Here is an 11,725-nt window from a genome sequence, read left to right on the forward strand (position 1 = left end):
CACCTCCTTACAGATCGTCTATTCGTCTGTTTGATCAAAATACTTAGCTAAAGCAGCTAGTCTTGGATCCACTTTTTGTTCGTCAGCTTTTTTGTGTAGCTCTACGTCTTCGTCTGTTGCATAAGACCAGCTTTTACCGCCTTGCACTTGTCCTTCAGTATTTTCCTTGAACGCTTGCATAGGCACCTCGAGTAACACTAGTTCCTCAAGAACTGGTTTCATGTCGATGACTTCACCGTCAATATAGTGAATGTCTCCGTCATCGTCTCCTCGTTGATCTTCGTCAATCCAGCTAAAAATTTCAACTGTCTCAACATTGATAGGAAACTCAACATCCTCCCACGTGCGAGCACATGGTAGTGTTAACGTCGCTTTCACAGTTAACTGACATGTCATTTGCGATGCACCAAAAGTACATAGCCCTTTTACATGAACGGGCGAAATTGCTCGAATATCCTGGTTTCGCTCCATCACTTCGTCCAATTGGACAAAGGCATCGATTGGCATCCCGTTTTGGCGGTATTTAGATAATTGATGAATTGACCATTTCATTCGTTTAATCACCTCGAGACAACAATGTTGATTATATAATGTGTAAAAATAGATGTCAAGATAATTTCTTGTCACTACTCTAAAACCTACTTATAATTATATACTATAAGAAGTATATTTGCTCCTAACAGCTTACCATAAAAACATAAATGACCAGGAGGGAAAGCATGAAAGCAGTTGGAATTGTTGTTGAATATAATCCTTTTCACAACGGACATGCCTATCATTTGACACAGGCAAAAAAAGTAGCGAAAGCAGATATTGTCATCGCTGTTATGAGTGGAACATTTTTACAACGTGGTGAACCAGCTATGGTTGATAAATGGACACGTACAAAAATGGCACTCGCAGGTGGTGTAGATATTGTCATTGAGCTACCTTATGTCTATAGTACAGCTCCTGCTACTGATTTCGCAAAGGGGGCGATTTCAATATTAACTGCCGTTGGCTGCGACTCGTTTGCTTTTGGTAGTGAGGATGGCTCTATCCAACCATTCTTGAACACTTATGATTTGATTGACAATAACCGTACAGAATATGACGCACTCATAAAAGACAGCCTTAAAACGGGGGCGAGCTACCCTAAAAGCCTATATTACGCCTATGAACAGCTTACTCAGAAGTTCCCAGCCCCATACATTGATCTTGCACAACCCAATAATATTCTTGGCTTTCATTATCTAGAGGCGGCGAGAACGCTGGACAGTAACATCAAGCCGCTAACCATTCCCCGTATCGCAGCAGGTTATCATGATGCACTTAAACAGGACTCATCCATTGCAAGCGCCACTGGAATACGTAAAGCCCTAGCATCTACAAGTTCTTTACAAAGTGTGCAAAAGGTTGTCCCTGAGACATCTTTTGATTATTTGACAGACTGGCATAGACACTATAAAAAATTTGCCAGTTGGGAATCATTTTGGCCACTATTACAGTTCACTATCATGAGACACACGCCTTCAGAGCTCACTCGTTATGCAGAAGTAACTGAAGGAATTGAGAACGCTATTATGAAAGCTGCAAAAAATAGCTCATCCTTTAATAGCTTTATGGAAAAAATAAAATCTAAACGTTATACATGGACACGAATACAACGTATGATCACTCATATTTATACAGGGTTTACAAAGGAGCAGCTACAGAGCTTTGAAGCCCCATCATTTATCCGTTTACTTGGCATGAGCGCAAAGGGTCAAGCTTATTTAGGAAAGCGCAAAAAAGATATTGAATTACCTTTAATAAGTCGTGTTGCAGCTGCAAATGATGCTATGTTGGCCATAGATATTCATGCTGCAGAGCTATACAATTTAAGTATAGAACAAGGCGTTACAGCGCAGAGTCTCCCTAAAGATTATCAAACACCCCCAATTCGTAATTAAAGTCATAAAAAGAGATGCTAGATAGTCTAGCATCCCTTTATCGTCTTTATTTTGGTTGCAGCTGCTTTAAATATTTTATGGCATCATCTACATTTTTCACAGGTACAATTTTCATCTTTGTCCCAATCTCCTTCGCTGTTTTTACAGCAGTTGTATAATTCGACTCTAAATCTGGATATTTTGCCTTCATTTCTGTAGAAATTTCATCATCGGGGGCAAAAAAGATTTCCATACCATCACGATCAGCCGCTATGACCTTATAGTCAATCCCCCCAATTCGACCAACGGATCCATCCACTAGCATTTCTCCTGTACCTGCAATGGCATAACCTTTCGTTAAATCCTCATCCAGAAGTTGGTCTAATATTTCAAGTGTAAACATCAATCCTGCAGATGGACCACCAATATCCTCTGTTTTCATTGTTACTTGTGGATTGGTTTCAATTGATTTGCTTTCTGTATAAGAAATCCCTAAACCCGCTCTATGTTCTTGCGCATTTGGAATTTCCTTCAATGTAACCGTTGCCTTTTGCTGTTCTTCTTGTCGTATAAATTGAATCGTTACTTGATCCCCAAGCTGTTTAGGCTGTAAAAGCTCTACAAGCATTTGCTGATTAGTTATTTTGTGACCATCCACTTCAATTATTTCATCACCAGCTTTTAAGATGCCGTCTGAAGCACCACCATCTAATACATTTAAGATAAAAACACCGTTAAAATGAATTTTTGTCTCTAATCCAGCTCTTTGGAAAGCTACATATTTTGCATTAAATTGTGAATCTGACATTAATTTCAACTGTCGAACATTATATTCCTCATCATCCTCTAATGGATTTCGGACTTGTTCAATATCCATGAGTTTTTGATATTTTTGAGTTTTAGCCCATAAATATGAAAACGGTGTGGCTTGCTGCATGGCAACCGTCATGAGACTCATAGACCCTAAACTATCTGGCTCCTTGCTATCGACTGTAACAAATTTACTGACATCATAGGCACTACCAGGTTTCATAATATACGCGTCTAGTCGGTATAACATCATAGAACAAATCACGACTATTACCACCGCATAAATGCCAATTTTTTTCTTCACTTGAATACACCTCCTAGGACGCTTGCAAAACCATACGTTCATGTTTTTGCCTTTCTCACATATATTAATTTTAGCATTTGCCTATGTGAATGACAAAAAGTTGAAACGAGATGATAACATGTTTGCTACAATTCAAATAGCGCTCTGCGTAATTCTAATTCTCTTACTCTTGTTATTCCCACAAACCGCTCATAGTGGTACTGATTTAGGCTTATCTCTTTTCATGGAGGCGTTATTTCCGTATTTACTACCCTATTTGGTATTAACACAATGGCTTTTGCGTTTAACAGCGCCTATGCGTACGAAAACAAAGAGAGCTTCCTTATACGTACAAGCCTATATTATTAGCGCACTTGGGGGCTATCCAACTGGAGCAACCACTATTGTTTATTTAAAAAACAGCGGTCAGTTACATCCTAAAGAAGCAAATTTTCTACTAGCTGTTTGTCATGCACCAAGTCCATTATTCGTGTTAGGTTTTGTAAGTCTTGATTTACTACACAGTAATACGTTTGGATGGTTATTTTTATGTTTACTACATACGTTTAATATTTGTTGCTTAGTAACTGGTTACTTTTTATACCGCAAAACGGATTCACCTACCATATCTGTTCACAACACTACACTTTATACGGCTCCCTTTTCAGAAAGTATTAAAGAAACTGCCCCAACAATTTTACTAGTGGGCACAACTATTATCTTTTTCACAACCATCCAGACTATTGTGCAACAGGGCTTAGATCAATTAATACCAAAGCTGCCTTATACAATTGAACTTTCCTTAGCAGCTATTCTAGAAGTGACAAATGGTCTTAAAATGACTGTCACTGCCTTCCCAGATTTTCCGTATACTACTTTACTAGTCGTCATTTTGTTAACGATGCAAAGTATAAGTATTCATTTACAAATTTTTGTGATTGCTAAATCCGCCAAACTTTCTGTGAGACCTTATCTAAAATTCCGCCTCCTTAGCATAATCATTGTACCAACTATTTATGCTCTATTTTTTCTGAAATAATTAGTTTTCACAGATAAAAAAGAGGATGTTCAGCGTATATTACCGACATCCTCTTCAACCACTATTGGGAAAAACCATATTTTTCTTTTAAAGCTTGTACAACACAATCTGGAACTAGCTCATTTACATCACTTCCATATTTCGCAACCTCTTTTACAATACTGGAACTTAGGAATGAGTATTGATTCTTCGTCATAATGAAAAATGTTTCGATGGTTTCATCAAGAAAACGGTTCATAGAAGTAATTTGCATTTCATATTCAAAATCTGAAACTGCTCGTAAGCCACGTACAATGGCCTTGGCTTTTTTTTCTTTAGCATAGTCTATGAGAAGACCTGAAGAACTTTCTATCCGAACATTAGGTAACGCTTTTGTTACTTCAGCCATTAAAGCCATACGCTCCTCTACAGAAAACAACGGATTTTTTGCTGAATTGTTTAATACGGCGACATAGACGATATCGAACACATCGGCTGCACGTTTAATAATATCTAAATGGCCAAATGTCACAGGGTCAAAACTTCCAGGAACTACAGCAATTTTCTCTGACAACTTATTCTCCCTCTTCCTCTGTACAGCGATAAACAGAAATAATTGTTCCGCCATATGCTTCTTGTCTTTTTAAAACAAACTCACCAAAACTTTGAGGCAATGTTACTTCTTTTGCATGTTCACATAAAATAATACCATTTTGTTGAATTTTTTCATTATCAACGAGTAATTGTACTAAGTCATAGTATTCCTTTTGATGATAAGGTGGATCTAAAAAAACTAATGAAAACGTAATATCACGCTTTAATAGCGCTTTCACAGCACGCTTTGCATCAATGCGAAACAGCTCAGTATGCTCTTCGTAACGGCATTTTTTTATATTTTCTTGCAGCACCTGAAAGGCTTTTGCATCTTTTTCAATAAAAATAGCACGCTCTACACCACGACTTAGCGATTCAATACCTAAACCGCCGCTTCCTGCAAACAAATCAAGTGCAGTACCTCCATCAAAAAAAGGACCAATAATATTAAAAATCGATTCCTTCACTTTATCAGTTGTAGGCCTCGTCGTATTCCCAGCTATCGCCTTTAGCGGCATTCCTTTACGCTCTCCTGCTACAACTCTCATATAAGCTATCACCGTACTTTCATCCATATAAAGTATTTTTGCAGCGAAAGGAAAGCCCTCCGCTGCAAAATTTATTGTTGCTCTTGTGTTAATACTTGAATACGTTCCTCTTTCTTTTGTAATTCAACTAAGAATAAACGTTGTAACCAAGCTTCTTCCACATAATATTGATTAGCAATTTTAATAATTGGCTCTGAAATTGTTGAATATCTTCGCTGATTGAATACATAAAATCCAGGTTCTTTAGGGAATCGGAATGTGCGATGCTCGCTATTTACATAATAGCCGTTCTTTCCTTCTCCGACTGTATAACCAAGATAAGGTAATAACGTATCTGCCGTATATAACGCTTGTCCTTCATATAGAATAACATGAACGTCTTCCTTCAACACATCATTCACATATACATCTCGAGAATCCTCAAATAATAACGGATATGTTCCGTTTTTCTGTGCTGCATTTAACGTAAAGTATGATGTCTTAGCATCTAACACTTGCGATAAATACTCATCCATAGTGTTTGGAGAAATAGGGTCATCTCCAAGTTTTTTCAACTTATCTTGCCAACTCTGCTGTTGACTATCTGTCATATAATCATTCAATGTCTTCACAATTTTCTTTGCTTTGTCTCCACCAATTGAATCATTCACTAAATAGGATGCCACAACTTCTAGCAACCATTCTGGGGAGTCCACAAATGTATATTGCGATTTTATTTGGGACAAAATGACTTCCTGTTCAACAGCTTGAGCTGTAAGTGTTGGTAAAAATAACAACCTTTCATCATGAACCGGGACAGGACTTTTCTCTTGAATAATCGCGATATGTTCATCATTTAAAAACTGTAAACTCTCTAAAGATTTTAGGAAATCATTCGGAACAGCCTGTTGTGCATAGATTGATAATACAGGCGTTTGTTCTTGTACTTTGAGTTTTCCTGCTTGCCAATAAAGATCATGAACAGTTCCGTTGCCTCTAAACATCGTATAGTTAACAAGTGATAGCTGTTGTTGACCTACTAATGGCAAACCTGTAATCCATTGTCCATTAATTTTACTATCTGTAGAAATATGAACAATTGAATAGGACGCTTCACCATTAATTAGTGTAGCAAAAACGTCTTGAAGGAGCATCTTATTTTTCAAGCCACCCTCAATCGGAATTATGTATGACACAGATTGTGATTTTGTCTCCCCTTTTGCAAAATAAGAGACCTCATCTGATAATCGATCACAGCTTTTTTCATTCTCGATAAAGCAACTAGGATTTGTTGCCTTTTCAGGCCATTTTATTTTCACCTTTTGATTTGGCAAATTTTTAAAATGTTGGCGAATATCTAAGCTATTTTCACGATAAACAATCTCAATTTCCTGCGAGTAATGAAAATCCCCTATGCCGGTTTCTAAATCAGATGAGTATGCATGATACTGGAAAAATAACGTTCCTGAAATAATAAGTACTAAAATAGAAAAAAAGCTTAATGCAAATTTCATGTGCTTGACCTCCCGCAGCATGATACTATGAGTATTGGAAAGGATGTGCAATTATTATGCCACAACAATTTATAGAATTAGGAGAAGGCTATGGTGATGTATACGAGCTACTTGAAATTATTAAAACCAATCAGGAACGCTTTCATCAGGCCTTTATACTAACATCTACAAAAGAAGATAAAAAGGTAATCTCCTTAGCCGTTGCCCTCAAACCAGTGGGTGAAAGTAAATTCATGCCAATATATATTTGTCGCGAAGGCATCCCTTATCATGATGAACAACCAACTAAGCGACAAAAAATGTTTGAAGCACAAATAGAACAACTAGACCGAAAAGCAGTTGTTGTAGAAATAAAGCACTCATCTATATTTTCGGAATCAAAACTATTTTATCAATACTTAATCGGCATATTAAGACTAAATAACTATATACCAGCATTAGCCTAATATTATAGACCTACTTTATAGTCATATTCCTTGGCTTTATCCGGCTTTGCATTTTCGTATTCAGTTTTCACAAATGGACGGTAAGATTCCACAACGTCTTTCACAAATGGAAGGCGTTGTAGTTTTGTTGTCAACATTTCAATGTCCTCACGATCACAATACAGCACTACATATTTTTGTCTTCTAGAAATATAAAGAACATGACCATATTTCCGAAGAGACTTCGCATGTTTTAATTGATGGACGTAAACGATTAGCCCTTGTCGTTCGTTCATAATGGATTCCCTCATTTCTTACCTAAAAGCATACCATAGACCAGAAAATGATAGCAACAGAGTTTAGCTGACAGAACGCTCGATTTTCCGTTATAATGGAAAAGCATACTACGTTAGCATCGTAGAAATTCGAATCAGTTGTTTTAAATAGCTTACATGATTATTTTTTCCATGGAATGTATATTTTACTGAAGGATGAGATGTTTATGCCTCATTCTTTCATCACGGATGAAGGTAGAAGTCGACATGAAAAAATCATCATTCCCTTAACTACTTACTAGTTTTTTATAAAGCTCTTGGACGAACGTTGGGAGCTAGTCATTGAAACAATGAATTCACCATTACTTTAGAAAAAAATTGTTAAGGAGGACGAATATGGGGAAGAAAACTAAAATAGCAATTGCAATCGCAGCTGCAAGTGCGGCAGCTTGGGCGGGTAGTAAAGCTATTTCTAAACCACAGCAACGTGAAGGTAAACAAGCATTACAGTTTGATCGCACAATCATTCTTGCACACCGAGGCGGAGCTCATTTAGCACCCGAACATACTATGATCGCCTTTGACAAAGCAGCTCAGCTAGGCGTTGATGGATTTGAAATAGACGTACGATTAACAAAAGACGAAGAAATTATTGTTTTCCACGATGATACAGTTGAACGAACAACAGATGGCTACGGTCTTATAGCTGATATGACATTGGCAGAAATCAATGCCTTAAACCACGGCTATCAATTTGAAGATTTGGATGGAGCCTTCCCTTATCGTGAGGATAAATTACAAGTAGTAACATTACGTGAGTTACTTGAGACGTACCCACATATGTTAATCAATATCGATATTAAAGATGCCCCTGAAACTTATGAAGGAAGTCTAATGCCTTCTAAGCTCTGGCGTTTAATTGAAGAACTTGGCGCAGAGGATCGTGTTGTTGTAACAAGTTTTTATGGTGAGCAAATAGATCGTTTTAACTTATATGCTCAAAATCAGGTGGCGCTTGGTGCAGGTGAATCAGATGTAAGAAAAGCATTTGCTTCCTTCTCCAGTCAATTCGGACATTTATATCATCCAAAAGTAGATGTGTTCCAAATTCCTCCTAAATCAGGGGTTATCGCTTTAGATTCTCCAAAATTTATTCAGTTTTTAAATAATCTCAACATTCCAGTTCACTATTGGACAATCAATGACATAGAGACGATGAAAAAATTAATTACTAACGGCGCTAAAGGGATTATTACGGATCGTCCTGATATAGCCGTAGAATTATTGCAAACTCAAGAGTCTTAACAAGGAATTATCCTATGGAAAGCTAATATTTTAAATAAACGCCTTCCTTCTTACTATTGATAAAAGCCATCGAGATACACGATGGCTTTTGTTATATTAAGTAATGTCTTTCATTGATAGACTGATTCTTCATGTTGTAATACCGCATCCGTTCAGTAGCCCTCTTAAGAATATATGGTCTGGCACTAATTGCGGCATGCCCACTGCCCATAAGAAAATTTGGTCATATGACTCTAAAATCTCTATCCCATTTTCAGGTTTCATATTAGTCCTCTCTAAGTGATAATGCCCCTGGAAAGATGTCCACTCGTATTGAAAGTGACCATCTAATAGATCCCCCATATTAAGTGCATGTGCATCTATAACTGCTGGTACTACCTCTTTTCATATACCATCTTCTGGTACGACTGCAATCCTATGTTTTTCATGTATATTGCCTCCTGCCATAATTGTATAGAAAAAGACTGTAAACAAACTCAGTTTTACTTCGAGTTGTGTACAGTCTAGTAGAGATGTGTTTTAACACATCTTCATTTACGCTGAGCATGAGCATGAACCGCCCGAGCCACATCCTCCTCCGCAAGATGAACCAGATGCAAAGAATGGATTGCTTACAGGAACTTTTACCGCTTCAGAGACTGTTTTCCCTACAAGTAGGCTAATCTCATCAAGCAAGTCCTGAAAATCGTTTTCAGCAATTTTTAAGGCAGAAACCTTTTCATTTAAGTCAAGCGCCCTCTTCTGTTGGCGAATCGACTTCATAATTGTATGGTAGTCCGGATGATATTTTCCGAAACGTTGTACATCTTCGTACTGTTCTTTCATGCGATTAAACGCGTAAATAGCTTCTACAATTTGTGTATCACTATAAACGGCATCATACGCTTGTCGGAGCGCCATCGCAGGTTCTGAGGAAAGAATCATCTCACAAAGCGCTTCCGCCTCATCTAAAATGAATACCCAGTCAGAGGTCATCATCATTTTTAATTCCCCCAATCTCTTTCCCATCATAACAGATTTTATGGTAATTTTACATTAATGAGATTATTAATGAAAGAGGTTTTTCCAATTGATGACAACACCCAAAGAAAAAATCGATCTATTATTAGGGGCAATTTTACAAGATAGTACGGAGGAAGATGAAGAAGTTCTTTTACATCTTTTAACCGGGCTCCGAGAAAAACAGCAAGGCATTCATCGTCGCTTTATTAACGCTGCCTTACACATGGTTGGCAAGTTTGAGCCTGAAGTCAGTGAGGTTCGTATTCCCATTACACCAGTTATTCATAACACGATAAAGGTGCCACACGGCGGCATTATTGCGACTATAGCCGATGCGGCAATGGGTGGACTTGCTTCCCGTTCTGTACCAGAAGGATTTAATGTAGTAACTACAAATATGAATGTCACATATATTGCCACAACAACGAATAAAGAATTAATTGCGCGTGGTCGTTTTGTTCATAAAGGGCGGCAAACACTTGTAATGGAATGCGATATTGAAGATGAGACAGGGCGCAAGCTAGCCATTGCTACGGGATCATTCTTTGTTATTCAGCGTCGGTAAGTAAACCTGTAAAATAGTCTTTGATACACTGTTGATCGGAAAAAGGGAATTTTTGATTTTTAATTTGCTGTGTTTGTTCATGCCCTTTTCCGGCAACAAGGACAATGTCCCCTTTTTTTGCCTTCGCTAACGCTTGATGGATTGCCACTTTACGGTCTAAATAAATTTCATAGTATTGTTGCTCTGTAAAACCAGCAATAATACTTTCATTAATTATGATTGGATCTTCATCTCGAGGATTATCTGTTGTTAAATAGATAACGTCTGCATATTTGCTTGCTACAGCGCCCATAGCAAAGCGTTTCGCTTTATCTCGATTTCCTCCACAACTAAAGACAAGATAAATCGTTTTCGAACGATCGAAGGTTTGTAACACCGCTTGGAGCGCTTCAGCAGTATGAGCATAATCTACATAAACATCAATTCCAACTGGGTTATCGATCTTCTCGAGCCTACCTTCTGGAAGCTTTAAGGACCACATATGTTCGATTATATCATCTATTGGAATTCCTAAGCGCCATACTGCCATCAATGCTGCAACCGTATTTTGCACATGATACTTCCCTACAAATGGGATTTCTACAATATGCTCACTCGCAGATGTTTGTAAGCAAAGCACTGTTTTGCCAACTGTTTCACTGACAATTTGGATATGTAAATCATTGTGATTATCAAAGCCAAATGAGCAGGATTTTTTCTTATCATAAATTCCAACAGAACGGCAAAAGTTATCATCGCCGTTTAATACTAACTTTTTAGATAAGTCAGCTAATCTTTTTTTCGCACGTTTATAGGCTTCTAATCCCCCATGATCTTCTAAATGATCTTCTGATAAGTTTAAAAACACTCCACAATCAATATCACAATGATCAAGTCTATGTTGCTGTAATCCCATTGAAGATGCTTCTAACACTACATGTGAGACACCTTTGCGTACACATTGTTTTAATATCGGATGTAATTCTTTAGCCTGCAATGTGGTAAGCTGCTCATAAGATGTTTGTTGCTTTTCGCCATCAAGATAAAACCCAATCGTTCCTATAACCGCTGCTTTTTTATGTAGAGCGTTTAAAAGTTGACTGACAAAGTGACTCACTGTGGTCTTCCCATTTGTCCCCGTTATTGCAATAACACTTAATGCTTCTGCCGGAAAAGCCGCTAGCTTTGCACTTGCATACGATAGAAATAAGGCTGTATTAGGAACCCATACAAAAGGAATTTCTTTATCAATAATGGGTAAAGAAATACTTTCCTCGGAGACAATTGCGGCTGCTCCACGGGCCAATGCTTCTTTGACAAAACGACTTCCTGAAGTTTTTTTGCCTTTTCGTACTATAAAAATGTCGCCAGGTTGTACGGCCTGTGCATAATCCTCTACGCCTGTAATTTCTGTTCGAATTGAACCTCCCGTCACGCTACATGGCCAGTCTTTCAATAACTCTGCTAATTGCAAGCCTCTTCCCCCTTTCAGTTCTCTATCATATGACGGCCTTTGTA

General features: G+C 37.8%; 14 protein-coding genes. 5 read left to right on the forward strand and 9 right to left on the reverse strand.

What is annotated here, in order from left to right:
* Positions 1-18 precede the first annotated feature (18 nt).
* Positions 19-552, reverse strand: coding sequence for a YceD family protein (locus tag ACOZBY_RS02830; protein ID WP_422761450.1), 534 nt, complete (start codon positions 550-552; stop codon positions 19-21).
* 167 nt (positions 553-719) lie between these two features.
* On the opposite strand from ACOZBY_RS02830, the gene ACOZBY_RS02835 reads away from it, so the two are divergent.
* Positions 720-1,931 (forward strand): nucleotidyltransferase, encoded by a 1,212-nt coding sequence (locus ACOZBY_RS02835; protein ID WP_012293144.1) that lies wholly within the window; start codon positions 720-722, stop codon positions 1,929-1,931.
* Positions 1,932-1,977: 46 nt separating this feature from the next.
* Here ACOZBY_RS02835 and ACOZBY_RS02840 read toward each other — a convergent pair whose 3' ends face one another.
* Positions 1,978-3,024, reverse strand: a complete 1,047-nt coding sequence (locus ACOZBY_RS02840) for a SepM family pheromone-processing serine protease (RefSeq protein ID WP_031418908.1) — start codon at positions 3,022-3,024, stop codon at positions 1,978-1,980.
* Between the two features lie 118 nt (positions 3,025-3,142).
* Between ACOZBY_RS02840 and ACOZBY_RS02845 the strand changes: the two genes are divergently transcribed.
* A complete protein-coding gene (locus ACOZBY_RS02845) occupies positions 3,143-4,042 on the forward strand; it encodes a hypothetical protein (protein ID WP_230584349.1) in 900 nt (299 codons plus the stop codon).
* A 61-nt stretch (positions 4,043-4,103) separates the two neighbouring features.
* Here the strand turns inward: ACOZBY_RS02845 and coaD are convergent, their stop codons facing one another.
* The 3 genes from coaD to ACOZBY_RS02860 form a co-directional block, all read right to left on the reverse strand.
* Positions 4,104-4,595 carry a pantetheine-phosphate adenylyltransferase gene (gene coaD / locus ACOZBY_RS02850; RefSeq protein WP_012293141.1) on the reverse strand — a complete coding sequence of 164 codons (492 nt, stop codon included), beginning with the start codon at positions 4,593-4,595 and terminating at the stop codon, positions 4,104-4,106.
* Position 4,596: 1 nt separating this feature from the next.
* The gene (rsmD, locus tag ACOZBY_RS02855) at positions 4,597-5,163 is read right to left on the reverse strand and encodes a 16S rRNA (guanine(966)-N(2))-methyltransferase RsmD (protein ID WP_031418904.1); all 567 of its coding nucleotides are present in this window, start codon (positions 5,161-5,163) and stop codon (positions 4,597-4,599) included.
* A 71-nt stretch (positions 5,164-5,234) separates the two neighbouring features.
* The gene (locus ACOZBY_RS02860; RefSeq protein ID WP_036214899.1) at positions 5,235-6,656 is read right to left on the reverse strand and encodes a hypothetical protein; all 1,422 of its coding nucleotides are present in this window, start codon (positions 6,654-6,656) and stop codon (positions 5,235-5,237) included.
* Positions 6,657-6,712: 56 nt separating this feature from the next.
* Between ACOZBY_RS02860 and ACOZBY_RS02865 the strand changes: the two genes are divergently transcribed.
* Positions 6,713-7,102: a DUF7147 family protein gene (locus ACOZBY_RS02865; RefSeq protein ID WP_422761453.1), complete on the forward strand. Its 390-nt coding sequence runs from the start codon at positions 6,713-6,715 to the stop codon at positions 7,100-7,102.
* Positions 7,103-7,104: 2 nt separating this feature from the next.
* Here ACOZBY_RS02865 and ACOZBY_RS02870 read toward each other — a convergent pair whose 3' ends face one another.
* Positions 7,105-7,377, reverse strand: coding sequence for a YlbG family protein (locus ACOZBY_RS02870; RefSeq protein ID WP_031418902.1), 273 nt, complete (start codon positions 7,375-7,377; stop codon positions 7,105-7,107).
* A gap of 375 nt (positions 7,378-7,752) precedes the next feature.
* On the opposite strand from ACOZBY_RS02870, the gene ACOZBY_RS02875 reads away from it, so the two are divergent.
* The gene (locus tag ACOZBY_RS02875) at positions 7,753-8,661 is read left to right on the forward strand and encodes a glycerophosphodiester phosphodiesterase (RefSeq protein WP_012293136.1); all 909 of its coding nucleotides are present in this window, start codon (positions 7,753-7,755) and stop codon (positions 8,659-8,661) included.
* A 129-nt stretch (positions 8,662-8,790) separates the two neighbouring features.
* Here the strand turns inward: ACOZBY_RS02875 and ACOZBY_RS02880 are convergent, their stop codons facing one another.
* Both ACOZBY_RS02880 and ACOZBY_RS02885 read right to left on the reverse strand, forming a co-directional pair.
* Positions 8,791-8,925, reverse strand: a complete 135-nt coding sequence (locus ACOZBY_RS02880) for a hypothetical protein (protein ID WP_268890059.1) — start codon at positions 8,923-8,925, stop codon at positions 8,791-8,793.
* 270 nt (positions 8,926-9,195) lie between these two features.
* Positions 9,196-9,642, reverse strand: a complete 447-nt coding sequence (locus ACOZBY_RS02885; RefSeq protein WP_031418901.1) for a YlbF family regulator — start codon at positions 9,640-9,642, stop codon at positions 9,196-9,198.
* A 91-nt stretch (positions 9,643-9,733) separates the two neighbouring features.
* Between ACOZBY_RS02885 and ACOZBY_RS02890 the strand changes: the two genes are divergently transcribed.
* Positions 9,734-10,228, forward strand: coding sequence for a PaaI family thioesterase (locus tag ACOZBY_RS02890; RefSeq protein ID WP_031418900.1), 495 nt, complete (start codon positions 9,734-9,736; stop codon positions 10,226-10,228).
* Here ACOZBY_RS02890 and ACOZBY_RS02895 read toward each other — a convergent pair.
* A complete protein-coding gene (locus tag ACOZBY_RS02895; protein ID WP_031418899.1) occupies positions 10,212-11,681 on the reverse strand; it encodes a UDP-N-acetylmuramoyl-L-alanyl-D-glutamate--2,6-diaminopimelate ligase in 1,470 nt (489 codons plus the stop codon). The genes ACOZBY_RS02890 and ACOZBY_RS02895 overlap by 17 nt on opposite strands.
* Positions 11,682-11,725: the final 44 nt, after the last annotated feature.

It is taken from the genome of Lysinibacillus sp. NPDC056220, from assembly GCF_049315265.1.
GTDB classification, from domain to species: domain Bacteria; phylum Bacillota; class Bacilli; order Bacillales_A; family Planococcaceae; genus Lysinibacillus; species Lysinibacillus pinottii.